Origin of the sequence: Burkholderia sp. AU19243 (genome assembly GCF_018148075.1) — a bacterium.
Classification (GTDB): Bacteria; Pseudomonadota; Gammaproteobacteria; order Burkholderiales; family Burkholderiaceae; genus Burkholderia; species Burkholderia latens_A.
Map to the genome: position 1 here is coordinate 20,117 of NZ_JAGSTV010000013.1, position 25,921 is coordinate 46,037.

The window sequence follows — 25,921 nt, forward strand, 5'->3', positions numbered from 1 at the left end:
CCGACGGCGCTCCCGCGTGGAAATGAGCGAGGCCGCGGGAATTGCTTCCCGCGACGGACGCGGCGACGTTACTGCATGAACCAGCCGTGGCTGACGACGAACGACTGCCCCGTGAGCGCGGCACTCGGGAATGCCGACAGAAACAGCACCGTCTGCGCGACGTCCTGCACCGTCGTGAACACGCCGTCGACCGTGTTGCCCAGCATCACCTTCTTCACCACTTCCTCTTCGCTGATCCCGAGTTCCTTCGCCTGCTCCGGAATCTGCTTGTCCACCAGCGGCGTGCGCACGAAACCCGGACACACGACGTGCGAGCGCACGTTGTGCTTCGCGCCTTCCTTCGCCAGCACGCGCGCGAGGCCCAGCAGCCCGTGCTTGGCCGTCACGTATGCCGACTTCAGCGGCGATGCTTCGTGCGAGTGCACCGAACCCATGTAGATCACGACGCCGCCGCGGTCGTCCTTGTACATATGCTTGAGCGCGGCCTTCGTCGTCAGGAACGCGCCGTCGACGTGGATCGCCTGCATTTTCTTCCAGTCGGCGAACGAATAGTTCTCGATCGGATTGACGATCTGAATGCCGGCGTTCGACACGAGGATGTCGACCGAGCCGAACGTCTCGGCGACCTTGTCGATGCCGCTGTTCACCGCGTCTTCGCTGGTCACGTCCATCGCGACGCCGATCGCCTTGCCGCCTGCCTTGTTGATCTCGTCGGCCACCGCATTCGCGCCGTCCTGGTTCAGGTCGGCGATCGCGACTGCCGCGCCCGCCTTCGCCAGCTCCAGTGCGATTTCCTTGCCGATGCCGCTTGCGGCGCCCGTGACGACTGCGGTCTTGCCATTCAGGTTGCTCATTTTGGATTTCCCGTGGTGAAAGGATTGACAGGGAGAAAGGACTGCCGACGTATCAGTATGGTTACTGGGCGAGGTAATCGTAGACGACTTCGCCGAGGCCCAGCGTGAGATCGGCGATGATGTGGCGCGCTTCGACGATCTCGAGCACCGGCAGGTCGGCTACCGGCGCGAGCGCATGCGGCGCCAGTTCCAGCGATGCGAGGCCGGTCCACGCGCCCTTCATCTTGATGTCCTGCATGTAGTAGCGCACCAGTTCGCATACGCGCGCGGTACCGTCGACGTGCGGGATGATCTTCAGCAGGAAGTTCGGGCCGGCGAGGCGCTTCGTCTGCTCGTCGATGTCGAGTTCCTTGTGCTTGTAACCCATCGTGCCGGTCGCGACGCGCACCTTCCCGTAGTCGAGCGTGCCGAGCAGGTGATCGGTGTTCACGTGCAGCGTCGGCGACGCGAGCTTCTTCGGGAAGCCCCACAACTCGCGGCCGCCGGCAATCGGCGGGTGATCGTCGAGATACATCGCGAGCGTATAGCCGCCGGCCTGGCCGTTGTATTCGACGGGGATCACCTGGCCGCTTTCGGTGTAGTCGCCGAAGCCGGTCGAATCGGCCATGCGAATGAATTCGTAATGGACGAGCGGCTCGGTGATCTGCAGCGGCTCCGGGACGATTTCGCGCAGACGGTCCGGATCGGTGCGATACGTGATGATCAGAAATTCACGATCGACGAAACGGTACGGCCCCATTGGAAATGCCGGGCTGGTCAACGGCATCGCAAACGCTTTCGATCGGACATCGCTCGTTTTCATGCGGACTCCTTTGTTGATCGCTTCGTGGATGAATGCTCGCAAGCTCGTAATCCTATGCCTGTGCGATGCCGTTGTGCGATGCCGCATATGGAATTAATTGTTGCCGATTTCGAATTATTTACCGGGCAATGTTGAGGCGATCGGTACGAAGGACACGGATGGCCGGGGAGCGCCCGATCCTCGCACGCTTCGATGACGCGATGATGTGAAGAAGGTGAGCCTTTACGGGACGCTTGGTGAGCTTTTACGGGAGACGGCTACGCGCCAGTGTGACAATTGTGTGAACTTGTGTTGCAGTGCGGGATCTAAGTGCGCTCGCGCGCAAGTCGGAGTCCACATCGCCGATCGGGCTGCGCATTAAGCGGCGCTTAAGCGAGTGAGCACTAGCATCGTTCGCGTCCGACCGGCCCGCCCGGTCTTGTCCCATCCTTACGCCCCACGCAACCTGATTCATGCAAAACCTCAATCTCATCCTGTTTTCCGCGATCAATGCCGGCAACGCGCCGCACCAGGGCATCGCCCGCGTCGCGATCTTCGCCGCCGACTGGCTCGTCTATGCGTTGCCCGCGATGTTGCTGTCGACCTGGATCTTCGGTGAGCGGCCGACGCGGCGCCAGGCGATCGAAGCCGGCCTCGGCACGTGCGTCGCGCTCGTACTCGCGCAGGTGATCGGGCATTTCTGGTTCTCGCCGCGGCCGTTCATGGCCGGCGTCGGCACGCAACTGATCCCGCATGCGCCTGACAGCTCGTTTCCGAGCGATCACATGACGTTCGCGTGGAGTCTTGCGATCGGCATGCTGTTCGCCGGCACCACGCGGCTCACCGGATACGTGATGATCGCGATGGCCATCGCGATTGCATGGGGGCGCGTGTACGCGGGCGTGCATTGGCCGTTCGACATGGTCGGCGGCGTGCTGGTCGGCACGGCCGGTGCGCTCGGCGCACACGTGTATGGGCAACGGGTCGTCGAACTGCTCGAACGGATCGGCGACGTCGTGCACGCGGTGATGATGGGGCGCGAACGTATGCCCTGAGCGCGGGAACGACGCGGGAGCGGATGCGCCGGACGCCGTCAGCCGGGCGTCTTGGCAGACTCCGCCGATGCCGAAGTGCCGCCGCCCGCATCGTGCAGTTCGGGCGTTTCGCCCGGCTGCCTTGCGGCGTCGCGCTCGAGAGAACTTTCCTTCAGGATCGCGCACATCGCGACGAATAGCGCGAGCACGACCGCTGCCAGGCCGCAATAGCCGGCGATTTTCAGGTTGCGAAGGAACGGCGAAGCGTGGCTTTCTTTTGTCATGACCTGGCGCTCCTGGGGGCTGCGGCGGCTGTCGCCCGACAGCGGCGTCGCAGACATACATATATACCAGCCGCCCCGCGGATGCCAAGCCCGCCGATGCACGGGGGGCCCTGTCCGCTCAGTCGTCCAGCGTTTCGTGCACGGCCGTTGCGCCCCGTTTCCAGTAGGCTGCCGCGCGGATCCGCGACTTGTCGATGCCGCGCTCGCCTGTCAGGTGCTGGCGCACCGCGCGCATCGACTGCGCTTCACCCGCCGCCCACACGTACCCGTCGCCGGACGACGGCAGCGGCAGTTCGCGCACGGCGCTCAGCAGCGCGTCGCCGTCGGCGGTATCGGCTTCGGCTCGAAAACGCCAGATCTCGTGCACGTCGGCGCGCGTGTCGAACGCAATCTGCGCGGTGCGATCCGCGACTTCCAGCACGACGGCCACACGCGCATTGGCCGGCAGCTGCTCGAGACGCCGCGCGATAGCCGGCAGCGCCGTATCGTCGCCGATCAGCAGGTGCCAGTCGAAATCGGTCGGCACGACAAACGAACCGCGCGGGCCGCCGATACCGAGCCATTGCCCCGCGCGCGCCTGTGCTGCCCATTGCGATGCGGGGCCGGGATGGTTCAACACGAATTCCAGATCGAGTTCGCACGCGGCGCGATCGAAGCGGCGCGGCGTGAAATCGCGGGCAACCGGTTTCGGCTGGCCTTCCGGAAACTCGGGGCCGTTCGCACCGAGCGTCGGCATCGTCGGCCGTTCCGCACCGGGCGCCGGGAAAAACACCTTCACGTGATCGTCGAACGACGACGATTCGAAATCCGCGAGGTCGGGGCCGCTCAGCGTGACGCGCAGCAGATGCGGCGTGACCGCATGCACGCGCACGACCTGCAGCAGGCGGAACTTCAGCGTATGGCGCACGCGGGTAACGGTGCGTTCGGGTGGGTTCTGCATGAATCCGTTCTCCTTGAGTGTGGACGGGCGCGCGCGTTACGCGCCGGTGCCGCCTTCGATTTCGGCCGTCGCGCGGCGCATGATCGCCGCGATGCGCCGTTGTTCGTCGGCCCCTGCAGCGCTCTTGTGGAGCAGTGCACGCTTCAGCGCGAGACGGGCCTCGACGAACTCCGGCAGCCAGCCGGACTGCGCGTCGTCCTGCGTGTCGCCGCCGGTCGATTCCCCGGCGAATGCGCGACGCATGAATTCCATCTTGCGCGCGAGATGCGTGAGGCGCGCGAACAGGGTGTCGACGCGCTCGCGCTGCGCGTCGAGATGCGCGCGGCCGGCGTCGGTCAGCGCGTAACGCTTGCGGTTGCCTTCCGCCTGCGACACGACAAAGCCGACTTCCTCGAGATAGGTCAGCGCCGGATACACCATGCCCGGGCTCGGGCTGTAGAAACCGCTGGAGCGCGTGTCGAGCGCCTTGATCAATTCGTACCCATGGCTGGGCTGCTCGGCGACCAGCGCGAGCAGCAGCAGCTGGAGATCGTCGGAGCTGAACTGGCGGCCGCGCGGCATGCCATCGTCGCCGAAATCTCCAAAGCCGCCGCGTCCGCCGCGGCCCCCGAACGGGCCGCCGCCGAATGGGTCGTGACCGCGGCGGTGGCGGCCGATCGCGTGCCAGAGACCGACGAACCAGTCGGCGCGCGTATGCGCGCCATGTCCGTCGCATCGGACATGGCCGCGGGAGGGGATGTGTCGCATGATCGAGTCCTATATATCGGAAAACATATCTAAAGATATATATCGAAAGATAGGGTGTCAAGGACGTTTATTGGGGCTCGATGGGGCGTGCATGCGACGTCCCGACGCTTTCGAAATACTCCGATTCATTATTGCGGGCACGCAGTCGAAAACTCATTACCGGCGTCACCCATATACGGGTATTACCCTACTACCGGGTTTTGAGTTCAATTAATTTTTTATGAAGGAGAGGATATCGGAATGCAAAATCCTATACTTCGGCCGTAGCTTAATTTTGAGAATTGGCCTTCGATATTCCGATATGGATGACGGAATGTTCGTTCGTGAATAACTTAAATGACGAGTTCGTAATATTTCTCTGCGACGACACGTCGTGAGCGCGGGACCAAATAACTGTGGGACATTAGCGGCCTGATTTCCGTGGGCGCAGTGCCAGCCGTCGATCGTTCCGCCGGGCCGTCGAGCGGCTCGCCGTGTTCGACCGGGCGCAGGCTGTGCGTTGCGTCCGCAAGGCGCAGCGCCATGCATGGTCCCGCACGTCGCGCCGTTGCAGGCAAAACAATGAGACCAACATCTGATCCGGGGGCGTCGTGTCGATTCGTTTCGTCATTCGCCATTCTGCGCGCCACTATTTCGAAAAAGTGGCCGCGATGCGAATTCATGTCGGGGAAATGGCGTCAGCCGACTTCCGCGCTATCGGGAAATCATATTTCGCGGAAAAGCACGGAACATCGTGGAAATCGATTTCATTTAATTTAATCGAAAGGCGCTGCACGTTCGGAGGCGATTTTCCGGCCGGGCGGCTACGCGTGCCGGCATTCATCGTGTGCGATTCCAAGCAAACGGAATCGTGCCGCACGACGCGGGAAGTCCGCACGGGCCGCCCCGGGGCCGCGCTGCCACGACGCGTCCGGTCCGTGAGCGCGCTTGCACTGCCGCGCCTCCCCCGATGAATTCGACCTCGTTCGTCCCGTTCGTCCCGGACAAGGACGATCAGCGCACGTTCATCGGAGCGTCGCCGCCGTTTCGCCAGCTGATGCAGATGATCGACCGGGTCGCGCCGACCGACCATGCGCTGTTGATCGTCGGCCCCACCGGCTCGGGCAAGGAACTGGTCGCGCGGCGAGTACACGCACGCAGCCTGCATCACGATCAGCCATTCGTGGACGTGAACTGCGGCGCGATCCCCGAGCATCTCGTCGAAGCGGAGCTGTTCGGGCACGTGAAAGGCGCGTTCACCGGCGCCGGCGAGAATCGGTCCGGTCTGTTCCAGGCGGTCGGCAAAGGTACGCTGCTCCTCGACGAGATCGGCGAACTTCCGCTGGCGCTGCAGCCGAAGCTCCTGCGCGTGCTCGAAACGCGCACATTCCGTCCGATCGGCGCGTCGGCCAGCCTGCGCTTCGAGGGGCGTGTCGTCGCGGCCACGCATCGCGATCTGCGTGAACTGGCCCGCGACGGCCGATTTCGCGAAGACCTGTTCTACCGCCTGGCGGTATTCGTGCTCACGGTGCCCGGTCTCGATCAGCGCGTCGACGACATCCCGGCGCTCGTCGCGCACTTTGCCGCGCAGCAGCCGCGGCATCTCGAATTTTCGCCAGCCGCCATCCGGCGTTTGTGCCAGCACGCATGGCCGGGCCACATCCGGCAATTGCGCAACCTGGTCAGTCAACTGAGCGTGCTCGCCGAGCGCACGCACGTCGACGTCGAAACGCTCGAGCCGTTCCTCGCGAACGAGACGGCCGGCTCGGTGTCGCGCTCGAGTCTTGCGGACATGCTGCTGCAGCTGGACGGGCGGGACAAGCTCGCGGCCGCCGAGAACCTGATGATCGATCGTGCGCTGGAACGCACGGGACACAACAAGAGCGCGGCGGCGGTTCTGCTCGGAGTGGGGCGCAAGACGATCGAGCGGCGTCTGAAAGCGCGTGAGGAGCACGGGCGCGAGGCGCGCAAATGTCTGGAGCGCGCGAGCGCACTGATCGATGCTTCGCGCTTTACCGATGCGATCGCGCCGCTGCGCCGCTGCCTCGACGTGCTGCAGGCCAACCACGAGCAGGACGATGTGCGCCGGCTGCAGTTTGACGCGTACCGGCTGCTCGCCCTGTGCCTGCGCAGCGTGCATGGCTGGCTGTATGCGGAGGCGACCGCATGTTATGCCGCGGCGCTTGCGATCGGCGAAGGCGTGTGCGATGCGGCGGAAATTGCGTCGATCCAGTTCGGAGTGTGGACGACTCAACTGACGTCGTTGCAACTCAAGCAGGCGCGCGCGACGGCGCAGGACATGCTGCAGCGCGCGCAGGCTACGGGCTCGCGAAACGCGCTCGACGAAGCGAACGTCGCGATGAGCAATACGCTGTTCTGGCTCGGCGACAGCGAGGAAGCGCTGGCATGCCTCGCGCGCGGCAACCTTCTCGGCATCGCGCGCGACGACACGCGCACCGGTTCGCAGGGGCTGGATCTGGCCAGTCTCGCGCTGACGTTCGAAGGGCTCGCGGCATATCAGGTCGGTGCGTTCGACCAGGCACGGCGCGCGATGGAGATGCTGATCGAGCGCGCATGGGCGCAGGAGTCGCATGTATTCGCTCGCGCGGTCAACCTGCAAGGGGCGGCGTGGCTCGCCTGCCTGTTCGGAGACATGGAGCGGCTCGGGCCGCTGGCAGGCCAGCTCGAATCGATCTCGATGGCAAACGGCTTCGCGTTCTATCGCGGGGTCGGTCAGGTGTTTCGCGCCTGTCACATCGAATCGCTGGGCCGGTTCGGCGAAGCCGAGGAGATGATGCTGGACGGTTACGACAATCATGTCGTCTGCAACGGCGGCGCGTTGTTCCATTCGTTCAAGGCATGGCGACATGGCGAGCTGCTGCTTCGCGCCGGCCGGCCCGACGCATGCGACGTGGTTACGGCGATCGCGCTCGATGAGGTGCTGGCCCGACAGGAGCGCGTCTACCTTGGCGAACTGCTGATCGTACGCGCGCGCGCGCAATGGGCGCTCGGCAATCCGGTCGTGGCCGAACAGGGTCTGCGCACCGCGTTGTCGACAGCGCTCGCGCTAGGGTCGGTACCCGCGCGCGTGGACGCTGCCCGTTATCTCGCCGAGCTGCTGCGGCACACCGACCGCCGTGCGGAAGCGGCGGATACGCTGGAGCGCGCATTGCGCGCGCTTGCGCCCGATCCGCTGCCGCGCTTTGCGGACGCGCGCGCTCTGCTTGCCGAACTCCACCGCGACATGTTCCCTACCCCGTCCAGAAAAGGACTCGCAAATGAGCTATGAACTGCGTCAGGAAGACCTCTCCTCGCTGCTGCTCGGCGCAGCGTTTTTCGGAAGCGGTGGTGGCGGAACCACTATTTCCGCCAGCCATCTTGCCAGCCAGTTTCGCCGCGGCGACTACTACGCGGTCGATACGGTCACGGTGGTGCCGGTCGACGAGGCGACTGAAGGCGAAGCCGTGATGGTCGCCTATCTCGGCGCGCCCGAGGCGATCAATTCGGCGCTGTATCCGACCGGGCCCGTGATGGCAGTGCAGAACGTCCAGGCGCGGCTTGCATCGCAGGGCCGCAAGCTCGCGTACGTCATGCCGCCCGAGAGCGGTGCGCTCGGCTTCACCGTGGCCGCACTGGTTGCCGCGAAGCTCGGCCTCGCGGTGATCGACGCGGATGGCGCCGGGCGCGCCGTGCCGTCGCTGCCGATGCTGACGTTCGCCGCCGCCGAAATCGATCCGCGCCCAGCCTTCCTCGTCAGCCAAGGCGGTTTGTGCGTCGAGCTCGACGTGACGCCGCGCAACGGCGATGGCGGCAACGCGACACACCAGCGCGACGTGTCGGCGATCGTCGAGCAGATGTTGCGCCCGGTGGTTGCCGATCCGGAATTCGGCCAGTTCGGCGGCCTCGCGATGTGGGTGATGACGCCGCCGGAGATTCGTCGCGCGACGCCGATCCGCGCCACGCTGTCGCGTGCGCTGGCACTCGGCCGTGCGGTGAAGAGCGGGGACGTGCGCAGCGCGTCGCAGATGATCGCGTATCTGGCCGCAGAATGCGGGATCGCCGCACGCGCGGTGTCCGAGCCGGGAGAGCTGGTGTCGGCCCAGGTCGACACCACCGGCGGCTTCGACGTTGGCAGGATCTGCATTCGTGCGGGCGAGCACATGTACACGGTGCTTTACCAGAACGAGTCGCTGCTTGCATGGGATAGTTGCCGTCCTGAACCCATCGTGCTGTCGCCGGACAGCATCGCCTATTTCGTCGGCGGCGACGGCCAGTCGATCTTCACCAACGGCGATCTGCTGATGGACGACGGCTCGTTGAACCCGGCCGTCGGCAAGCGTCCCGTGACACTGCTCGCGTGGCGCGCGGACCCCGAGCTGTCCCGTCCTGGCGGGCTGATTCTCGACAGCTTCATGCAATTGCTCGCGTCGCTCGGGTATCTCGGGCCGTACGTTCCTGTGGAATCGCTGGCGGCCAACCGCCACGGAGATGCATCATGACGAAGCCGCTTCGGATCTGCGTACTGGTGCCGGTCGCGACTGCCCGGTTCAACGAACGAATCATGAAGGCGGTCGCTCCGGTCGTGCCGCCCGACGTGGAGGTCGACATCCGCAACATCGCGGCCGGCCATCCCGACATCGAGAACCGCACCGACTGGCTCGAGAACGGCATGCCCGTCGTCGAGCTCGCACGGGCAATCGAGCGCGACGGCTTCGACGGCATCTGGCTGACCGATTTCGACATGTGCGGCGTGGAGGCCGCGCGCGAAGCGATCGACATCCCGATCATCGGCGGCTTTCCGACGTCGGCGTTTTCGGCGCTGATGCTGAGCCAGCGCTTCTCGATCATCACGATCCTGCCGAGTACGCTCGCGATGCAACGCGGGCATCCGCAAAGCTACGGCCTGCAGGACACGTTCGCGTCGATTCGCGCGATCGACTGCCCGGTGGACCAGCTGGGCAACGTCGACGTGGTGGTCGCGCGAACCTTCGAGCAGGCCATGAAGGCGATCTCCGACGATGGCGCGCAATCGATCCTGCTCGGCTGCACGGGTTTCGTCGACGTGGCGGCGCGTGTGTCGGTACTGATCGAGGAAGCGATCGGCACGTACGTGCCGGTGATCGATCCCAATCATGCGGGCTTCTCGTTGCTCGTCTCTCTGGTGCGCATGCGCGTGCGGCCAAGCCGGCTTACGTACAGCAAAGTCGCTGCCGGCGGCTGACCGGCCCGCGGGCGCCCTTCCGGTGCGACACCGTGCATCGCACCGGATTTCCCGACGCGCCGCCGTTTTACTCCCCGTTTATTCGAATCCGAGCGTGCGTCATCACGTGCACGCCGGATATGCTCGCGCGCGTCGTGCGTGCCGTCATCGGCCGTGCCGCGAGCGCATCCGCATGCGACTGGACGAAATCGTCCACGGTGCGTGCGCGCCGCGGACGCCGCCGTCCGCTTCTCGGCCCCGCATCGGTTTCCAATACCGTACGCATGCGTGAATGCGTCGTTGGCACAGGCGTTGCTTGATGTTTCAGCGGGCGGCCAGGCGACGGTGAGGCGAGGGGACCACCGACACCATCGATTCGGTTGCCGGCGGCGTGTGGCGGGATGATCGACGGCGTGTCGGATGCCAGATGGTTAGGCATGCAAATCGATGCGTCACGATGCGATCAAGTGGATTACCCGACGGACGTCATGGTGCGCGGATTACGGATCCGTTCGTGCACGTCGATTACGGATCCACACTGAGAGGAAGTCATCATGTCAGGCTGCTCATGTCAGGAAAACGGCACGAACGAACACGTGCCGAATTTTGCCGCAACGGGTTTCGACGGGGATGTTTCCCGGCAAGGCAATGTCCAGCTCGAGGGCGTCGAAGCGCTCAAGCTGTCGGTATGCGTTGGAGCGACCTACGATCCCGCGACCCGCAAGTTGTGTTTCACGATTCCGATCTACGGAAACTACTGCATCACGCTGCCAATTCCGGTTCCGGTCGGCGGGCAACTGAAGGTCTGCGCGCAAACGTGCGGCACCCTCATTCCGACCGGACTGAAGGCAACCGTCTATCTCAACGGCACCGCGGTCTACACGATCGTGCTGTGGGGCAAGTGCTGACAGTCGTCACGCCATTCGCCGCCGATGGCGGGGCCCACACGCGCTCCGCCACCGGAGGCGACAGGGCGACGACGCAGCCGACGCCGCGAACGGCGCGTTCTGCGCGTCTCTGGACAATCTGCTGTAATCGATACGGAGCTTCATCATGGGTACGCAAAACTGGAACGGCGGCAATCGCCTGGTGGTGAGCCAAGGCAATCCGCTGCAGGCCGTGAATTCGATCGTGAACCCGATCAACGTCGCATTTCTGTACAACACGACGCAGGCGGCGCAGGACGTGCCGATCGATCTGGTCGGCGCGAACCAGTACTACGTTCAGGTCAAGATCGCGCAAACGACCGGCAATCAGGGGTCGGCCGCGTTGCTGACGTTCTCCGGGCCGGGCAACGGCGGCTCGGCCAGCCTGACGGCGACGCTCGACCCGCAGGCCGGCAACGGCGCGCAGGCCGAAGCGTGGCTGGGCAGCCAGGCGATGCCGACCAATACGTCGGGCCTGAACAACACCAACCTGCAGGCCAACGGCGAGCGCTATGCGTTCAACAAGTACAGCCGCTACTACTTCGTGCCGAGTGCGCAGCGGTATGTATTGAACGTATCGTCGGGCATCAATTCGTTCTACTTCGCTGTGTTCAATTCGTCAGGACAGGTGGCCGTCTACGTACTGAACGCGCCGGATGACCAATATCCGGCCAACGTGTCGCAGTTCCCCGGCGATACCTATGCGATCACGAACACGAAGGTCCAAGTCACGACCGAGTCGTCGATCTCGATTCCGCTGTTCGGCGCGAATCAGCAGTGGGTCGTGATGAACGCGGACAGCGTGTCCGATTCGACGAACGCAAGTATTTCGTTGACGCCGCTCGGCTGATGTGTTGCGTCGCGCCGGCGTTGCGGCGCGGGCGCATGACCGGCATTCGCGGCCATACGCTCGCGTCTCGTGAGGCTGAAGGATCGCGGCATGCGAACCAATGTGTGTGCGGATGCCGGAAATTTGCGCTGCCGAGCCGGGCTGCGGACCGTGCAATATTGACGCTCTTTAACAGAAATCGTACTCGTCTTATAGATCCTGCGAGCCCCGGTGCAGACAATCCAGTTTTTGACCACGGGGTGCCGCATGAGCTTGATAAAGGCGACATTGATCACTGTTATGTGTTTGATCGGGCCGCTGGATGCGCATGCGCTGTCGTGCTGGCAGGGCAAGGAGAATGGCCCTGTAACCGCCGTTACGACGTTGCCCGGCGATCTTTACGTGCTTGCATCAATGGAAGAAGGCGGGGTCATTTGGGAATCCGGGGCGATCAGTCAGCACATATACTGTTCGTCCAACATCAAGGAGCCCATTTCCTTCTGGGTGAATCCGCGCAATGCGGTGGTGGGAGAGGGGGTAGAGGTCGCCATTCGATACAAGGGGAAACTGTATCGTCAGAGCGATGGATCGATTCCGACCGGGCTGACAATTGACCGGCCGATGTGGTTCTGGTACGAGCAGGAGTTCGACATTAGCTATTCACTGGTCCTTTTGAGAAAAGGGGCCGCGCCTGCCACCGGCGAAACTTCGATAAACAACTATTCGGTGTTCCAACTAGATGGCCGTTACGGAGTCAATCCGCAACCCGCCATGAATTTCAATCATCTGATCAACGGGCGGATCCGTTTCTCGCCCGGTACATGTGATCTTCGGGTAGGCGATCGAAACAGGGTGGTCCCGCTGCCGAGCGTCTCGACCAGCAGGTTGTCCGCGGTCGGTAGTACGGCCGGCCGCCAGACGTTTTCGGTAGCGATGGAGAACTGTGCGGTTGGCGTCAAGCAAGTGAGCTTCTCGTTCACCGGCGATCCGGATGCGGATATGCCGAGCGCTTTTCGGAATACCGGCACTGCGAAGGGCGTGGCAATCCGGTTGTCGAAAGCCGACGACAATACAACGCTCGGCGCGAACGGCATCGGAAACTCGGCATCGATGCCGGTGACGGACAACTCCGTGATGCTGAACCTTGCGGCCGAGTACATTGCGACAAACGGGCGTCCGGGCGGTGGCACCGTGAATTCATTGGCGACAATGACGATCAACTATCAGTAGTGTGCCGTTCGAGGTCGCTTGCCATCGGGAGTTCATGGCTGATCGACCGACACGCTCGTAGTTCGCGCGCTGGCCGATGGGCGGTTGCGCACGACGAGCAACGGCGAAATCGCGTTTCGCGGGGTTTTTCGAGTCGGGCGCAATTCAGCCGCGCGAGGTGCGAACTACGGTGCATCGTCGATGGCGCTGCGCAACGCCCGTTGAAGCTGCGAACCGATGCCGAAGCGGCGCGTGACCCGGGCCGACGGTTGGAACCGCGCATCGTCGCGAGTCAAGCCACCGGTCCGTAGCCGAACGGCGTCACACCGCGCTGGCCGCGTCGATCTTGCGGATATCGTCGTCGTCCAGCCGCACGCGGACTGCTTCGCCGAGCAGCGCGAGTTGCTCGAGCGACGTCGCGCTCGCGATCGGTGCCGTGATCGTCGGCCGGGCGATCTGCCACGCGAGTGCGATCGCGGCTGGTTGCGTGCCGTGCTTCGCCGACACGTCGTCGAGCGCCGCGAGGATGCGCAGGCCGCGCGCATCGAGATAGCGGGCGACACGGTCGCCGCGCACGCTCTTCTTCAGGTCGGCTTCGCTGCGGTACTTGCCCGACAAAAAGCCGCTCGCGAGCGCGTAATAGTTGACGACGCCGAGCTTCAGGTCGCGCACGACCGGTTCGAGGTCGCGTTCGTATTCGGCGCGGTCGACCAGGTTGTATTCAGGCTGAATCACCTGGTACGCGGGCAGGCCGTTGCGCCGGCTGATGTCGGCGGCTTCGCGCAGACGCGCGCCGCTGTAGTTCGACGCGCCGATGATGCGCACCTTGCCCGCGTCGATCAGCGTCTGGTACGCGCCGAGCGTTTCTTCGAGCGGCGCGGTGTCGGCGAGATCGCGATGCGAGAAATACAGGTCGATGTAGTCGGTCTGCAGCCGCCGCAGCGAATCGTCGGCGGCTTTCAGAATGTTCTCCCTCGTCAGGCCCGCGCGCGCCTGCAGCATCCCGACCTTGGTCGCGATCACCACCTGTTCGCGCTTGCCGGAGCGCTTGAGCCACTTGCCGATGATCGTTTCGGATTCGCCGCCGTTGTTGCCCGGCGCCCAGGCCGAATAGACGTCGGCGGTGTCGATGAAGTTGATGCCCGTATCTGCAAGGGCGTCGAGCAGCGCAAACGATGCATGCTCGTCGACGGTCCAGCCGAAGACGTTGCCGCCGAATGCGAGGGGTGAAACCCGGATGTCTGACGTGCCGAGAGTGCGTAGTGCCATGTTTCGCTCCGATGTCTGCGAGGAGAAGGAATCGAACGACGTGATGGGTCGAGACGAATGCGACGGGACGGCGGTTCGGCCAAGCACGTGCGCCGTTGTCGCGGGACGCCGGATCATTCTCGCGCATCGCCCGGAATCGTGCAGGCGGCGTGCGGCCGCGAACGCTGAAAGATGGCACCGCATAGCAGATGCGGCGCTCGTTACATAGGCAGGCCGTGCGGTTCGGTTGGATCTGGAGCCGAATTTCGCGTCGCCGGTGCGCGACAGCCGGCACGGTGCCGACCGGCGCGCATGTAGGTTTCAACGCCGGGCCGAAGCGAAAAACGGGCGGCACGCGGCCGCCCGTGATCGATCGGTAGCGCAACGCGCTATCGCAACTGCACGGCCGCGAGAAACAGCACCATGCTGCCGATCGCGCCATCCAGTACGCGCCAGGCGATGGCCTTGCGGAACCACGGCGCGAGCAGTCGCGCGCCGTACCCGAGCCCGAGGAACCACACGACGCTGACCGACATCGCGCCGATCGCGAACGCGACGCGCGCGCCTTGCGGTTCGCGCGCACCGGCCGTACCGATCAGCAGGAACGTATCGAGATACACGTGCGGGTTGAGCCACGTGAACGCGAGCGTCATCAGCACGATCGCGATCGCGCTCTGCGGCGGCGGCGCGACTACGTCGCCGTGCACGTCGAGTGTTTCGTGCGCGGATTTGAACGCGCGGCGCAGTGCGTTGAAACCGAACCACGCGAGATACGCGAGGCCGACGTACAGCACCACGTGCACGAAAGTCGGATAGCGTTCGACGAGCACCGACGCGCCGCCGACCCCCGCGCCGATCAGGATCATGTCGGACAGTGCGCAAAGCAGCACGATCTTGCCGACATGCGAGCGCATGATGCCCTGGCGGAGGACGAACGCGTTCTGTGCGCCGATGGTGACGATGAGCGAACCGCACAGGGCGGCTCCGTGGGAAAAGGCGATCCAGTTCATGATGGGGAGCGTGGCAGCAGTAGACGAAGCAAACGGTTAGCGCTAGTCTGCGGGCAGAGTGGACATAAGAGAAGCTAATTCGTCTAATGTAGATTAAGGAAATCTAATGCTCGACTATGCGTTGCTCGATGCCCTCGCGGCCGTGATCCGGCACGGTTCGTTCGAGCGGGCGGCCAAGGAGTTGAACGTCACGCCGTCGGCGGTATCGCAGCGCGTGAAACTGCTGGAGGAGCGTGTCGGCAGCGTGCTCGTCAAGCGCGGGCAGCCGTGCGTCGCGACGACGTCGGGCGCGCTGCTGTGCCGGCACACCGAGCGCGTGCAGTTGCTCGAGGCGGAACTCGGCGGCCGGATGCCGGCGTTGCCGGGCCAGATCGCGAGTGCGTGGCCGACGTTGCGCGTGGCCGTCAACGACGACAGCGTCGCGACCTGGTTCATCGATGCGGTCGGACCGTTCTGCACCGAGCGCGAAACGCTGCTCGACCTCGTGATCGACGACCAGGACTACACGGCCGCCCGAATTCGCGACGGCAGCGTGCAAGGTGCGGTGACCGCGCAGGCCGAGCCGATCCAGGGATGCCGGTCGACGCGGCTTGGGCGCATTCGCTATCGCGCGGTGTGTTCGCCTGCGTTTTATGAGCGCTATTTCGGTACGGGCATCACGCGCGATGCGCTGCGCCGGGCGCCGTGTGTGATGTTCAATCCGAAGGACGGCCTGCAGGCGCGGTTCATCCGGCGGGTGACGCGCGCGGATCTCGATCCGCCGCAACACTGGATTCCGCACGTCGCGGGCTACCTGCGCGCATGCGAAACGGGGCTCGGGTGGGGAATGTGTCCGGACCGGATGGTCGATCGCCAGCTGGCGGCCGGCGAATTGGTCGACATGTCGCGCGGACGGACCGTCGATATCGAGCTTTACTGGCAGAGCTGGCGTCTGTCGATCGGCTGGCTCGACGATTTCAGCGCGGCGCTGAAGGCGCGCGCCGCGCTATTTCTCGACTGATCGAGCGGACGGGGTGGGGACACGGGGGGCGCCGAGGTATGCGCCGCGGCGTCACACGTGATGCAGGCCGTCGAAGTCCACGATCTGCACGAGGCGGCCGTGCATCTCGATCAGGCCGCGCTTCTGGAACTTCGACAGCGTGCGGCTGACCGTTTCGAGCGTCATGCCGAGGTAGCTGCCGATGTCTTCGCGTGTCATCCGGAGGTTGAATTCCGACGGCGAGTAGCCGCGCTTCAGGTAGCGCGACGAAACGTCGAGCAGGAACGCGGCGACGCGCTCTTCGGCGTTCAGCGAGCCGAGCAGCATGGTCTGCGTCGTTTCTCGCACGATTTGCTCGCTCATCAGCTTGTGCATGCGCAGCTGCATCGAGCCGGCTTCCGAGCACAGCGCCTTGAGCGCACTGTACGGAATCACGCAGACGGAACTGTCCTCCAGCGCGACTGCGGTACGCGGATGCGTGTCGTCGCAGATGCCGTCGAGACCGAGCGCTTCGCCCGCGAGATGCAAGCCCGTGACCTGCTCGCGGCCGTCGTGACGCGTGGCGACGGTTTTCAGCGAACCGGAGCGCACTGCGTACAGGTTGTCGAACGCGTCCCCTTCGCGGAACAGCGCTTCGCCGCGCTTGACCGGGCGCGCCGCGCAGATCACCGATTCGAGGCGGCTGAGCGCTTCGGGTGCGAGGCCCTGCGGCATGCACAGATGCCGCATCGCGCACGACGAGCAGTGCGGCGCCTGGCGGGGAGCCCAGTTGCCTGCATGGGACGAGACGGCGGGACGTGTGGCGACGGGCGTCAGCATGATGAGTTACTCCGGCGTTGAATCGACGGAATCATTGTCCCACCGCAAGTTGCGACTGTCGGGTGACAAAACGTCGCGACCGCGCGTACATGCCGCGGCAGGCGCAGCGGCGTGCAGGCAGGGCGAGCGCGCGTGCGCGCCGCATTGCACGGCACCGCGTCGCGGCGCGCCACCACCGCTGCCGCTCAGCCTTCCTGCTCGTCCGTATGCGCGGCGGCCGGAATCAGCAGCACGGGCAGCGTCGCATGCCGCACGCACTGCTCGGCGATGCTGCCGAGGACGAGCCGACGGAACCCGCGGCGCCCATGCGTGCCGAGCACCAGCAGATCGGCTCCGAATGCCTTCGCGCCATCGAGGATCAGCGTCGACACGTCGTGGAGCGACGATGCCTCGCTGATCAACGTCTTGCCTTTCACGCCGGCCGCCTGCATCAGTGCCGTGAAATCGGCCGCCAGCGCATTGCCCTGTTCGACGAGCTGGTCGCGCAGCACGGACGGATCGTAGCCCGGCACGTTGTAATAGATCGCGGCGTTCTCGACGACATAGAACGGCTGCAGCTCCGCACCGTGCTCCTTCGCGAGCGCGAGTGCGGCGTCGAACGCGTGGCGCGACGTGTCGCTGCCGTCGATGGCAACCAGAATGCGCTTGTACATAGTGTCTCCGTGTGGCGGGTTGAACGAAAGCCGGCCGAATGGCCGCAGGCCAAGCATTGCTGCGAGGCAGAGTAAACCAACGGCCGGGACTTTGCAGCGACGCCCCGGTTGCCGGGCCGCTGCACCTCGGCCGTTCCGACTGCGCGGCGCATGGCGATCGCCCGGCCAGGCGCGCGCTGCATGCTGAGCTGAGCGATCGCCACGCCGGATCGCGACGCATGCGATGTTCGCGCCGGCCGTCGACACGGCTGATCCCACCCGTCGCCGCGCGCGACGGGTGGATATCTCGAATCATCGTCGGTTACTGCGCTTGCGGATTCGGGCGGCGGCCCGGCTCGCGACCGCGCACCACCCGAGCACGCGCCGCATGGAAGGCTGGCGACGAATGCGTGCCGCGCCGCGCCGTCGCGTCCATTGAATCGCAATTGCATCGCGACGACGTGACGTCGATCAATCCTCGCGCATCGATGCCGTGCGGAATGCGGTGCTCGTCGCTGTATCGCGTCATGGTGCCGAACGGGAACCGACGCCGTTATCGAGGGCCGCGCCGCTACGACGGATCACCCGCATCCGGACCGGCCACGCAACGCGCGCCCGCGCCGGCCGGTTTGCACGCGTCACCGCGGGCTACGTTCGAACCCGGCCAAGCAATCGAACGCCCGATTCAAACGCCGCGGAAGCTATCTCGGCACCGTCGTGATTTCGATCACGCGTTCCGGGCGCCGTCCGTGAACGGGCCAGTACGCGCTGCCGTGCATCCGGTGAACGGGGCCGAACAGCTCGTCGGCCACCTGCGGCGGCGCGTCGAATCCCTTCTCGATCACCACGTAGCCGGCCCGCAGCGCGAACGCCGGATGATTCCCCCCGGGGCGGCTGTCGAAACCGGCAAAGCCGTCGCCGGCCTCGGGCATCGCGTTGACCAGCGACGCGTTGCTGCGCGTGATCTGGTCGGGCGAGAACGCATGGCCGCTCGCGAGACGCGCCGCCTCGCGATGCTTGCCGTCGGTGTCGACGGTGCTGTCGTGCGTGTCTTCGTTATCCAGTTCGATGCTGCGCGGGTGCATGGCGCGCGCATGAGCTGACGTTTCCATCACGGCTCTCCTGGCGGCGAAGCGCTCCGGATTCAAGCAAGTCCCGTTCCGGGCACGGCGGGAAACGGCGCGCGGGGCGATCGCCGCGGTCGCGCGGCGCGCGCTGATTTGTCCTGATTTATTTCAGCTAGAACACCCGTTTTCTACAGAGTATGATTCTTTTCCTGCGAAGCGGCGACAGGGGACGCAGTCTCGCCGCCTCTGCCCGCGCCGGGGCGCCGCAGCACCCTTAAAGACGGGTAGCGAACAACAAAGCAAGGGACTAAAGGTGGCGGACTCATGCAAGCGACTACTGCCTTCACGCACCGCGGATATCTATTGAATTGCGCGCCCGCGCGCGCCAGTGACGGTTCGTTCAAGCCCTACGTCGTGATCTCGCGATCGAGCGACGGGGAACTCGTCGCGAACCGGTTTTTTCCGACCGAGCTCCAGTTCAACGACGAAGGCGATGCGATCGCGCACGCGCGCGATTGGGCCGTGCGCTGGATCGATGCAAGCAGCATCACGATCTGACGCCGGCGCGCACGGACAAGATCGGCCGTCCGGCCGATCCTCCGGTGTGCCGCTGCCGCACGAAAACGCGGTAATCTTGCGGAACCCGTCACTTTATTAGCGGCCGTGCGAACGCGCGCGGCTGCCTGCATTGGCATATGTCGACATCACCCGCCCGTCAGTGGGGCCTCGAAGAAATCGTCGCCGGCTTGCGCGAATCGCGCGAGGAACTTCATCGGACGCGTCATCCGCGCGGCATCCGCGAATTGCCGTCGCGCGACGCGATCTGCAAGATCGTCACCGGCCTGCGCGCGTCGATGTTTCCGACGCACTACGGCGCGCCGGATCTGACCGACGAAAGCGTCGACTATTACGTCGGCCATACGCTCGAAAGCACGCTTCGAATCCTGTCCGAACAAATTCGCCGGGCGCTGCCGTTCCTGCCGGAGCACGCGGACACGCCGTTCGCGGAACTCGACGAACGCGCATTCGAGATCGCGCGCGAATTCGGACGGCAGTTGCCGGCGATTCGCGCGCTGCTGGTCAGCGACATCCAGGCAGCTTATGCCGGCGATCCCGCCGCGCAGCACATCACCGAGATCCTGCTGTGCTATCCGGGCGTGTTCGCGATGATGCACCATCGGCTCGCGCACGCGTTGCACCGGCTCGGCGTGCCGCTGCTTGCGCGCTTCATCAACGAGATCGCGCACTCGGCCACCGGCATCGACATCCACCCGGGCGCACAGATCGGCCCGAGTTTCTTCATCGACCACGGCACCGGCGTCGTGATCGGGGAGACCGCGATCATCGGCGAGCGCGTGCGCGTGTACCAGGCCGTCACGCTCGGCGCGAAGAGCTTCCCGGCCGATGGCGACGGCGCGCTGGTCAAGGGCAATGCGCGCCATCCGATCGTCGAGGACGACGTCGTGATTTATGCGGGCGCGACGATCCTCGGCCGGGTGACGATCGGGCGCGGCTCGGTGATCGGCGGCAATGTGTGGCTCACGCACAGCGTGCCGCCCGGCACGAGCGTCGCGCAAGGGAAGGTTCGCGAAGGCGGCAGTGCGGACAAGCCGTAACGCGGCCTGCGCGTGGCGGGCGGCGTAACGGCGGCGCGCAAACGGCTCGAATGCCGTTGGCGCCGAGCGATTGAAGACGGAGGCGGAGCGCGTCGTGCTGCTTCACGTGCGACGCGATTCCGACCGGCGCGCGGCCGGCGACGCAAGATGGGGCGGCTGCTGCGCGGCCGGCGCCGTCCGTCGTGTGCGACGCGATCGCGCCACACGGCACACCGACGCACCGCACACCGACGCACGAAAGCGACCGCGCGGGCGGGCCTTTCGACGCCCGATCGGTCAGTGCTTGCCGTCCGGCGAACGATGCTTGTACAGCACGTCCTGGTCGACACGAATCAGATTCTGCCCCGCATCGACAACGAAATCGACGCCGTTGTACGCGCTGCCCGTCAGCAGCAGGATCGCGCTCGCGACGTCGTCGGGCCCGGCGATGCGCGCGAGCGGCGTCGAGGCGCGGCTCGCGTGTTCGAAGTCGGCCTGCGTCTGGTCGTCGCTTGGCAGCATCAGCCCGGGGAACACCGCATTCACGCGCAATACCGGTGCGGACGACAGTGCCAGCATCTGCGTGAGGTTGCCGAGCGCGGCCTTTGCGACCGTGTAGCTGAAGTGGTCGCGGTGGAAGTTTTCCTTGATCTTCTGGTCGACCACGTTGACGACGACACCCTGCGTGCCGGCCGCGCGCGCCCGTTCGTAGAATGCACGCGTGAGCAGGATCGGCGCGCGGCAGTTGACTGCCCACGCCTGGTCGAACGCTGCCAGATCGAAGCTCGGGAAATGGTCCTGCCAGAACACCGACGCATTGTTGACCAGTACGTCGAGACGGCCGAAGCGCGCATAGACTTCATCGATCAGCGCGGTGATTTGCGCGGCGTCGGACAGGTCGGCCCGCAGTGCGGCCGAATCGGGCCCGCGCTCGGCAATCGCGTGTGCCGCCGCGTGCGCGGCATCGGCCGAGCGATCGTAGTGCACCGCGGTGCGATAGCCGTGCGCGGCGAAATACTCGGCGAACGCGCGCCCGGCCCGGCGCGCGGCGCCGGTCACGAGCACGACCGGCGCGTCCGCCGTTTGCTTCGTGGACTGCATTACGTGTTCGTCAGGTTGACTGAAGAAGGATTCGCGACGATCGACAGGAATTCGCGTCGCGTCGACGGATCGGTGCGGAACGTGCCGAGCATGCGCGACGTAACCATCTCGACGCCCGGCTTATGCACGCCGCGCGTCGAAATGCACTGATGCGCAGCCTCGAGGATCACGCCGACACCCTTCGGCTGAAGCACGTCGAACAGGGTGTCAGCGATCTGCACGGTCATCTTTTCCTGAATCTGCAGGCGCTTCGCGAACGCGTCGACCAGGCGCGCGAGCTTGGAGATGCCGACGACCCGATGGTTCGGCAGATACGCGACGTGCGCGCGGCCGATGATCGGCACCATGTGATGCTCGCAGTAGCTCTCGAAGCGGATGTCCTTCAGCACGATCATCTCGTCGTAGCCGTCGACCTCGCTGAACGTGCGGGCGAGGATGTCGCGCGGCTCCAGCGCATAGCCGGCGAAGAACTCTTCATATGCGCGCACGACGCGCGCCGGCGTGTCGAGCAGCCCTTCGCGGTTCGGATCGTCGCCGGCCCAGCGCAGCAGCACGCGAACGGCATCCTCCGCTTCCTCCCGGCTCGGGCGGGATGCGGCCGGCTCCGGCCGCGCGTTTTTTTTACCCATCTAGTCGCTCCATCGAATGCGGCCGCCTGCGGCGGCGCGGATATCCGGCCATTGTTTCATGCTTTCGCGGGTCGTGCGTGCGGACGCCGTTCGCCGGCCATTCAGCCGCATTTACTTCGGCCATTCGTCCTGCTCGTCGTTGAACAGCGACGCGACCACGCCGCGCAGCCATGCGGTGCGCGGATCGTTGTGGAACTTGCGATGCCAGTGCTGCTTCAGGTCGAAGCGCGGCAGCGGCAGCGGCGGTTCGACCGGCACGATGAACGCGTGTTCGGCCGCGTACGCGTAGCCGATCGCATGCGGCACCGTTGCTATGAGGTCGGTGCGGCTCAGGATGAACGGCAAGCTCATGAAGTGCGGCGTCTCGAGCACCGCGCGCCGGTGCATGCGCTGCTTCGCGAGGTATTTTTCGAGCACCTCCTGGCTGCGTCCTTCGGCGCGCACCACCGCGTGCCCGCACGACAGAAACTGCTCGGCCGTGAACGGGCGGGCCTGTTCGAGCGGATGGCCGCGCCGCATCAGGCAGACGAACCGGTGCGTGAACAGACGCTGCTGGAAGAAGTTGTTGCCGTCGAGATCGGGAAAGTAGCCGACCGCAAGATCGATCGAGCCCGCTTCGAGGCCGCGGCCGAGTTCGTCGTGCGCGAGCGATACCGAGCGCAGGTTCGCGTGCGGCGCGTGCGTCGCGAACGCCTGCAGCAGCTTCGGCAGGAACACGATCTCGCCGACGTCCGACAGCGCGATCGAGAACGTGTGCGTGCTTGCCGCAGGCTCGAAGTCGTGCGGCGCGACCAGGCCGCGCTCGATCTGCGCGAGCGCGTCGCGCGCGGCCGGCAGCAGCGCGAGCGCGCGCGGCGTCGGCTCCATCCCGCGCGACGTGCGCACGAACAGCGGATCGCCGAAGTACTCGCGCAGCCGGCCGAGCGCGGTGCTCACGCGCGGCTGGCTCACGCCGAGCAGGTCGCCCGCGCGGCTGACGTTGCGCGTGTCGTCGAGCGCGACGAGGTACGGAATCAGGTTGAGGTCGAGCGGGTTCATCGCAGCAGGCCAATATCCGGAAAACGCATACAACTTATCTCCAAAATCGCGTTGCCGCATAGTCGGGAAAGCGCTCAAATTGTTTCCATTACTCGAACCAAAGTTCTGGAGACGAACAATGCGCACTCAGGTCGCCATCATCGGCGCCGGCCCGTCCGGCCTTTTGCTTTCCCATCTACTGCGCCTCCAAGGCGTGGATTCGATCCTCGTCGAAGCGCGCTCACGTGAATACTGCGAAAACCGGATCCGTGCCGGCGTGCTCGAGCAGGGCACCGTCGATACGCTGAACGAAGCGGGTCTGGGCGACCGGATGCGCCGCGAAGGGCTCGAACATCACGGCATCGAGCTACTGTTCTCCGGCCAGCGGCATCGCATCGACCTGAGCGCGCTCACCGGCGGGCGGGCGATCACGGTCTACAGCCAGCATGAAGTCGTGCGCGACCTGATCGCGGCCGGCGACGCGCACGGCCACCAGATGCACTTCGAAGTCACCGGCGTCGCGCTGCACGATGTCGAAAGCGAGCACCCGTTCGTCACGTTCAAACACGCGGACGGCCGCCCGGACCGCATCGATTGCGATTACATCGCCGGCTGCGACGGCTTCCACGGTATCGCGCGCCAGACGATTCCCGCCGAACGGTTGAACACGTTCGAGCGCGTCTATCCGTTCGCATGGCTCGGCATCCTCGCCGATGCGGCGCCGTCGCTCGACGAACTCGTCTACGCGCATCACGACAACGGCTTCGCGCTGTTCTCGATGCGCTCGCCGACGGTCACGCGTCTCTATCTGCAGTGCAAGCCCGACGAAGACCTCGCCGAATGGTCCGACGCGCGGATCTGGGACGAGCTGCACACCCGCTTCTCGAACGACACCGGCTGGACGCCGACCGAGGGCCGGATCACCCAGAAGAGCGTGACGCCGATGCGCAGCTTCGTGTCGGAAACGATGCAGCATGGCCGCCTGTTCCTGGCGGGCGACGCCGCGCACATCGTGCCGCCGACCGGCGCGAAGGGGATGAATCTCGCGGTGGCCGACGTCCGCGCGCTGTCCCGAGCGCTCGGCGCACGCTATCGCAACGGCGACACGACGCCGCTGGAGCGCTATTCGGCGACCTGCCTCGAACGCGTGTGGCGCGCCGAGCACTTCTCGTACTTCATGACGAACATGCTGCATTCGTCGCCGGAGGACTCGCCGTTCGTCAATCGCCTCAAGTTTGCCGAGCTGAAATACGTGACGCGCTCGCGAGCGGCCGCGCAGTCGCTGGCCGAAAACTACGTCGGTCTGCCGTTCGACGATCAGCCGACCCCCGAAGGATCCCGCCTTGACAACGCGCTCTGCGCGACTCTATGATCGGCCCATCGTTCGCTAATCGAATCTAGGTTCGAATAGCGAACAAACCGAAGGTCGACGCCGGCCTTCCGGCGCGGCACGCGACACGCGCGTGTCCCCTCGACAGGCCGCGCATCGTGCCGCGGGTTCGTATCAGGAAGAGACATGGTCAACAAGATTTTCGAATCGCTTCAATCGGCGGTCGCGGACGTCCACGACGGCGCGACCATCATGATCGGCGGCTTCGGCACGGCAGGGATGCCGTCCGAGCTGATCGACGCGCTGATCGAGCAGGGTGCGCGCAACCTGACGATCGTCAACAACAACGCGGGCAACGGCGAGACCGGCCTCGCGGCGCTGCTCAAGGCGAAGCGGGTGCGCAAGATCATCTGCTCGTTCCCGCGCCAGAGCGACTCGCAGGTGTTCGACGCGCTGTACCGCGCGGGCGAAATCGAGCTGGAACTGGTGCCGCAGGGCAATCTCGCGGAGCGGATTCGCGCGGCCGGCGCCGGCATCGGCGGCTTCTTCACGCCGACGGGCTTCGGCACGAAGCTCGCGGAGGGCAAGGAAACGCGCGTGATCGACGGCAAGTCGTATGTGTTCGAGACGCCGATCCACGCCGATTTCGCGCTGGTGAAGGCATACAAGGGCGATCGCTGGGGCAACCTCGTCTATCGCAAGACCGCGCGCAATTTCGGGCCGATCATGGCCAGCGCCGCGAAGGTCGCGATCGTGCAGGTGTCGGAAGTCGTGCCGCTCGGCGGGCTGAACCCGGAACACATCGTGACGCCGGGCATTTTCGTGCAGCGCGTCGTCGAAGTGCCGCAGGCCGCGCATGCGGCCGAGCTGGCCGCCGAACGTGCATCGCAAGCCGCGTGAACTTGTATCGGACCGGAGCCAAGCGCCGACGCGCCCGCTCCGGTCGACCGGAGACCCGAAATGAAACGATTGACCCGTGATGAAATGGCCAGGCGCGTTGCGCAGGACATCCCCGAAGGCGCTTACGTGAACCTCGGCATCGGTGTGCCGACGCTGGTGGCGAACCACCTCGATCCGAGCAAGGAGATCTTCCTGCACAGCGAGAACGGCCTGCTCGGCATGGGGCCGGCGCCCGCGCCCGGCGACGAGGACGACGAGCTGATCAACGCAGGCAAGCAGCACGTGACGCTGCTGACCGGCGGCGCGTATTTCCATCACGCCGATTCGTTCGCGATGATGCGCGGCGGCCACCTCGATTACTGCGTGCTCGGCGCATTCCAGGTGTCGGCGAACGGCGATCTCGCGAACTGGCATACGGGCGCGCCCGATGCGATTCCGGCGGTGGGCGGTGCGATGGATCTTGCGATCGGCGCGAAGCAGGTGTTCGTGATGATGGAGCACTTGACGAAGCAGGGCGAGAGCAAGATCGTCGCGCAGTGCTCGTATCCGGTCACCGGCGTGCAGTGCGTGAGCCGCATCTATACGGATCTCGCCGTGCTCGACGTGACGTCCGACGGCCTCGCGGTGAGCGAGATTTTCACCGACCTGTCGTTCGACGAACTGCAAAAGCTGACCGGCGTGCCGCTGATCGACGCGACGCGCAGGGCCGCCGCCTGAACGGCAAGCGTGCCGGTGGGTGCAATCGGCCGATCGGTCTGATCGACTGCACACCGGCCCGCTTGGGTAGACAATAGGCGCACGCCGTTTCCCC

At 65.2% G+C, this 25,921-nt stretch carries 26 protein-coding genes; 13 read left to right on the plus strand and 13 right to left on the minus strand.

Features of this window, described 5'->3' with window-relative positions; translation table 11 throughout:
• Positions 1–68: 68 nt before the first annotated feature.
• Both KDW55_RS22200 and KDW55_RS22205 read right to left on the minus strand, forming a co-directional pair.
• Positions 69–854, minus strand: a complete 786-nt coding sequence (locus KDW55_RS22200; protein ID WP_011881120.1) for a 3-hydroxybutyrate dehydrogenase — start codon at positions 852–854, stop codon at positions 69–71.
• A gap of 61 nt (positions 855–915) precedes the next feature.
• Positions 916–1,656, minus strand: coding sequence for an acetoacetate decarboxylase (locus KDW55_RS22205; RefSeq protein ID WP_212198038.1), 741 nt, complete (start codon positions 1,654–1,656; stop codon positions 916–918).
• 452 nt (positions 1,657–2,108) lie between these two features.
• Here KDW55_RS22205 and KDW55_RS22210 point away from each other — a divergent pair, with 452 nt between their 5' ends.
• Entirely contained in the window at positions 2,109–2,690 is a 582-nt protein-coding gene (locus KDW55_RS22210; protein WP_040138970.1) for an undecaprenyl-diphosphatase, read from the plus strand.
• A 38-nt stretch (positions 2,691–2,728) separates the two neighbouring features.
• Here KDW55_RS22210 and KDW55_RS22215 read toward each other — a convergent pair whose 3' ends face one another.
• From KDW55_RS22215 to KDW55_RS22225, 3 genes are all read right to left on the minus strand, one after another.
• The gene (locus KDW55_RS22215) at positions 2,729–2,953 is read right to left on the minus strand and encodes a hypothetical protein (RefSeq protein WP_040140887.1); all 225 of its coding nucleotides are present in this window, start codon (positions 2,951–2,953) and stop codon (positions 2,729–2,731) included.
• A gap of 118 nt (positions 2,954–3,071) precedes the next feature.
• A complete protein-coding gene (locus KDW55_RS22220) occupies positions 3,072–3,893 on the minus strand; it encodes a siderophore-interacting protein (protein WP_059548909.1) in 822 nt (273 codons plus the stop codon).
• Positions 3,894–3,929: 36 nt separating this feature from the next.
• Positions 3,930–4,640, minus strand: a complete 711-nt coding sequence (locus KDW55_RS22225) for a PadR family transcriptional regulator (protein WP_069242493.1) — start codon at positions 4,638–4,640, stop codon at positions 3,930–3,932.
• A 949-nt stretch (positions 4,641–5,589) separates the two neighbouring features.
• Between KDW55_RS22225 and KDW55_RS22230 the strand changes: the two genes are divergently transcribed.
• From KDW55_RS22230 to KDW55_RS22255, 6 genes are all read left to right on the plus strand, one after another.
• A complete protein-coding gene (locus KDW55_RS22230) occupies positions 5,590–7,908 on the plus strand; it encodes a sigma-54 dependent transcriptional regulator (protein WP_212161140.1) in 2,319 nt (772 codons plus the stop codon).
• The gene (locus tag KDW55_RS22235) at positions 7,898–9,118 is read left to right on the plus strand and encodes a DUF917 domain-containing protein (protein ID WP_212161139.1); all 1,221 of its coding nucleotides are present in this window, start codon (positions 7,898–7,900) and stop codon (positions 9,116–9,118) included. Before KDW55_RS22230 ends, KDW55_RS22235 begins: the two co-directional genes overlap by 11 nt.
• A complete protein-coding gene (locus KDW55_RS22240) occupies positions 9,115–9,840 on the plus strand; it encodes an aspartate/glutamate racemase family protein (protein ID WP_069242497.1) in 726 nt (241 codons plus the stop codon). The genes KDW55_RS22235 and KDW55_RS22240 overlap by 4 nt, the downstream gene beginning before the upstream one ends.
• Before the next feature lie 533 nt (positions 9,841–10,373).
• A complete protein-coding gene (locus KDW55_RS22245; RefSeq protein WP_040138977.1) occupies positions 10,374–10,727 on the plus strand; it encodes a hypothetical protein in 354 nt (117 codons plus the stop codon).
• Positions 10,728–10,872: 145 nt separating this feature from the next.
• On the plus strand, positions 10,873–11,595 hold the full coding sequence (locus KDW55_RS22250) for a hypothetical protein (RefSeq protein ID WP_040138978.1): 723 nt from the start codon (positions 10,873–10,875) through the stop codon (positions 11,593–11,595).
• Positions 11,596–11,841: 246 nt separating this feature from the next.
• The gene (locus KDW55_RS22255) at positions 11,842–12,804 is read left to right on the plus strand and encodes a fimbrial protein (protein WP_212161138.1); all 963 of its coding nucleotides are present in this window, start codon (positions 11,842–11,844) and stop codon (positions 12,802–12,804) included.
• A 300-nt stretch (positions 12,805–13,104) separates the two neighbouring features.
• Here KDW55_RS22255 and KDW55_RS22260 read toward each other — a convergent pair whose 3' ends face one another.
• Positions 13,105–14,052: an aldo/keto reductase gene (locus KDW55_RS22260; RefSeq protein WP_069242499.1), complete on the minus strand. Its 948-nt coding sequence runs from the start codon at positions 14,050–14,052 to the stop codon at positions 13,105–13,107.
• A 368-nt stretch (positions 14,053–14,420) separates the two neighbouring features.
• Positions 14,421–15,041: a LysE/ArgO family amino acid transporter gene (locus tag KDW55_RS22265; protein ID WP_059548922.1), complete on the minus strand. Its 621-nt coding sequence runs from the start codon at positions 15,039–15,041 to the stop codon at positions 14,421–14,423.
• 106 nt (positions 15,042–15,147) lie between these two features.
• Between KDW55_RS22265 and KDW55_RS22270 the strand changes: the two genes are divergently transcribed.
• Positions 15,148–16,041 (plus strand): LysR family transcriptional regulator ArgP, encoded by an 894-nt coding sequence (locus KDW55_RS22270; protein WP_040138981.1) that lies wholly within the window; start codon positions 15,148–15,150, stop codon positions 16,039–16,041.
• Between the two features lie 51 nt (positions 16,042–16,092).
• On the opposite strand, the gene fnr is transcribed toward KDW55_RS22270, so the two are convergent.
• From fnr to KDW55_RS22285, 3 genes are all read right to left on the minus strand, one after another.
• Positions 16,093–16,839, minus strand: a complete 747-nt coding sequence (gene fnr / locus KDW55_RS22275; RefSeq protein ID WP_040138982.1) for a fumarate/nitrate reduction transcriptional regulator Fnr — start codon at positions 16,837–16,839, stop codon at positions 16,093–16,095.
• A 185-nt stretch (positions 16,840–17,024) separates the two neighbouring features.
• Complete coding sequence (locus tag KDW55_RS22280) at positions 17,025–17,492, minus strand: universal stress protein (protein WP_069242501.1); 468 nt, start codon at positions 17,490–17,492, stop codon at positions 17,025–17,027.
• Between the two features lie 680 nt (positions 17,493–18,172).
• Entirely contained in the window at positions 18,173–18,583 is a 411-nt protein-coding gene (locus tag KDW55_RS22285) for a DUF3005 domain-containing protein (RefSeq protein WP_212161136.1), read from the minus strand.
• A 279-nt stretch (positions 18,584–18,862) separates the two neighbouring features.
• On the opposite strand from KDW55_RS22285, the gene KDW55_RS22290 reads away from it, so the two are divergent.
• Positions 18,863–19,096 carry a hypothetical protein gene (locus tag KDW55_RS22290; protein ID WP_011659947.1) on the plus strand — a complete coding sequence of 78 codons (234 nt, stop codon included), beginning with the start codon at positions 18,863–18,865 and terminating at the stop codon, positions 19,094–19,096.
• A gap of 137 nt (positions 19,097–19,233) precedes the next feature.
• Positions 19,234–20,154, plus strand: a complete 921-nt coding sequence (epsC, locus tag KDW55_RS22295) for a serine O-acetyltransferase EpsC (protein ID WP_040138986.1) — start codon at positions 19,234–19,236, stop codon at positions 20,152–20,154.
• A 276-nt stretch (positions 20,155–20,430) separates the two neighbouring features.
• On the opposite strand, the gene KDW55_RS22300 is transcribed toward epsC, so the two are convergent.
• The 3 genes from KDW55_RS22300 to KDW55_RS22310 form a co-directional block, all read right to left on the minus strand.
• Positions 20,431–21,234: an SDR family oxidoreductase gene (locus KDW55_RS22300; protein WP_059548928.1), complete on the minus strand. Its 804-nt coding sequence runs from the start codon at positions 21,232–21,234 to the stop codon at positions 20,431–20,433.
• Positions 21,234–21,863 carry a GTP cyclohydrolase I FolE gene (gene folE, locus KDW55_RS22305; protein WP_040138988.1) on the minus strand — a complete coding sequence of 210 codons (630 nt, stop codon included), beginning with the start codon at positions 21,861–21,863 and terminating at the stop codon, positions 21,234–21,236. The genes KDW55_RS22300 and folE overlap by 1 nt, the downstream gene beginning before the upstream one ends.
• 111 nt (positions 21,864–21,974) lie before the next feature.
• Positions 21,975–22,901: a LysR family transcriptional regulator gene (locus KDW55_RS22310; protein WP_069242504.1), complete on the minus strand. Its 927-nt coding sequence runs from the start codon at positions 22,899–22,901 to the stop codon at positions 21,975–21,977.
• A gap of 118 nt (positions 22,902–23,019) precedes the next feature.
• Between KDW55_RS22310 and pobA the strand changes: the two genes are divergently transcribed.
• From pobA to KDW55_RS22325, 3 genes are all read left to right on the plus strand, one after another.
• Complete coding sequence (gene pobA / locus KDW55_RS22315) at positions 23,020–24,252, plus strand: 4-hydroxybenzoate 3-monooxygenase (protein ID WP_040138990.1); 1,233 nt, start codon at positions 23,020–23,022, stop codon at positions 24,250–24,252.
• Between the two features lie 144 nt (positions 24,253–24,396).
• Positions 24,397–25,110, plus strand: a complete 714-nt coding sequence (locus tag KDW55_RS22320) for a 3-oxoacid CoA-transferase subunit A (RefSeq protein ID WP_040138991.1) — start codon at positions 24,397–24,399, stop codon at positions 25,108–25,110.
• 60 nt (positions 25,111–25,170) lie between these two features.
• A complete protein-coding gene (locus KDW55_RS22325; RefSeq protein ID WP_040138992.1) occupies positions 25,171–25,827 on the plus strand; it encodes a CoA transferase subunit B in 657 nt (218 codons plus the stop codon).
• The last annotated feature ends 94 nt before the right edge of the window (positions 25,828–25,921 follow it).

Coding starts and splice junctions, on each gene's coding strand:
- KDW55_RS22270 (WP_040138981.1), top strand. CDS start 15,148: ATGCTCGACTATGCGTTGCTCGATGCCCTCGCGGCCGTGATCCGGCAC.
- KDW55_RS22325 (WP_040138992.1), top strand. CDS start 25,171: ATGAAACGATTGACCCGTGATGAAATGGCCAGGCGCGTTGCGCAGGAC.
- epsC (WP_040138986.1), top strand. CDS start 19,234: ATGTCGACATCACCCGCCCGTCAGTGGGGCCTCGAAGAAATCGTCGCC.
- KDW55_RS22200 (WP_011881120.1), bottom strand. CDS start 854: ATGAGCAACCTGAATGGCAAGACCGCAGTCGTCACGGGCGCCGCAAGC.
- KDW55_RS22205 (WP_212198038.1), bottom strand. CDS start 1,656: ATGAAAACGAGCGATGTCCGATCGAAAGCGTTTGCGATGCCGTTGACC.
- KDW55_RS22230 (WP_212161140.1), top strand. CDS start 5,590: ATGAATTCGACCTCGTTCGTCCCGTTCGTCCCGGACAAGGACGATCAG.
- KDW55_RS22290 (WP_011659947.1), top strand. CDS start 18,863: ATGCAAGCGACTACTGCCTTCACGCACCGCGGATATCTATTGAATTGC.
- pobA (WP_040138990.1), top strand. CDS start 23,020: ATGCGCACTCAGGTCGCCATCATCGGCGCCGGCCCGTCCGGCCTTTTG.
- KDW55_RS22235 (WP_212161139.1), top strand. CDS start 7,898: ATGAGCTATGAACTGCGTCAGGAAGACCTCTCCTCGCTGCTGCTCGGC.
- KDW55_RS22220 (WP_059548909.1), bottom strand. CDS start 3,893: ATGCAGAACCCACCCGAACGCACCGTTACCCGCGTGCGCCATACGCTG.
- KDW55_RS22280 (WP_069242501.1), bottom strand. CDS start 17,492: ATGTACAAGCGCATTCTGGTTGCCATCGACGGCAGCGACACGTCGCGC.
- KDW55_RS22250 (WP_040138978.1), top strand. CDS start 10,873: ATGGGTACGCAAAACTGGAACGGCGGCAATCGCCTGGTGGTGAGCCAA.
- KDW55_RS22245 (WP_040138977.1), top strand. CDS start 10,374: ATGTCAGGCTGCTCATGTCAGGAAAACGGCACGAACGAACACGTGCCG.
- KDW55_RS22265 (WP_059548922.1), bottom strand. CDS start 15,041: ATGAACTGGATCGCCTTTTCCCACGGAGCCGCCCTGTGCGGTTCGCTC.
- KDW55_RS22225 (WP_069242493.1), bottom strand. CDS start 4,640: ATGCGACACATCCCCTCCCGCGGCCATGTCCGATGCGACGGACATGGC.
- KDW55_RS22255 (WP_212161138.1), top strand. CDS start 11,842: ATGAGCTTGATAAAGGCGACATTGATCACTGTTATGTGTTTGATCGGG.
- KDW55_RS22215 (WP_040140887.1), bottom strand. CDS start 2,953: ATGACAAAAGAAAGCCACGCTTCGCCGTTCCTTCGCAACCTGAAAATC.
- KDW55_RS22260 (WP_069242499.1), bottom strand. CDS start 14,052: ATGGCACTACGCACTCTCGGCACGTCAGACATCCGGGTTTCACCCCTC.
- folE (WP_040138988.1), bottom strand. CDS start 21,863: ATGGGTAAAAAAAACGCGCGGCCGGAGCCGGCCGCATCCCGCCCGAGC.
- KDW55_RS22300 (WP_059548928.1), bottom strand. CDS start 21,234: ATGCAGTCCACGAAGCAAACGGCGGACGCGCCGGTCGTGCTCGTGACC.
- KDW55_RS22285 (WP_212161136.1), bottom strand. CDS start 18,583: ATGGAAACGTCAGCTCATGCGCGCGCCATGCACCCGCGCAGCATCGAA.
- fnr (WP_040138982.1), bottom strand. CDS start 16,839: ATGCTGACGCCCGTCGCCACACGTCCCGCCGTCTCGTCCCATGCAGGC.
- KDW55_RS22240 (WP_069242497.1), top strand. CDS start 9,115: ATGACGAAGCCGCTTCGGATCTGCGTACTGGTGCCGGTCGCGACTGCC.
- KDW55_RS22210 (WP_040138970.1), top strand. CDS start 2,109: ATGCAAAACCTCAATCTCATCCTGTTTTCCGCGATCAATGCCGGCAAC.
- KDW55_RS22310 (WP_069242504.1), bottom strand. CDS start 22,901: ATGAACCCGCTCGACCTCAACCTGATTCCGTACCTCGTCGCGCTCGAC.
- KDW55_RS22320 (WP_040138991.1), top strand. CDS start 24,397: ATGGTCAACAAGATTTTCGAATCGCTTCAATCGGCGGTCGCGGACGTC.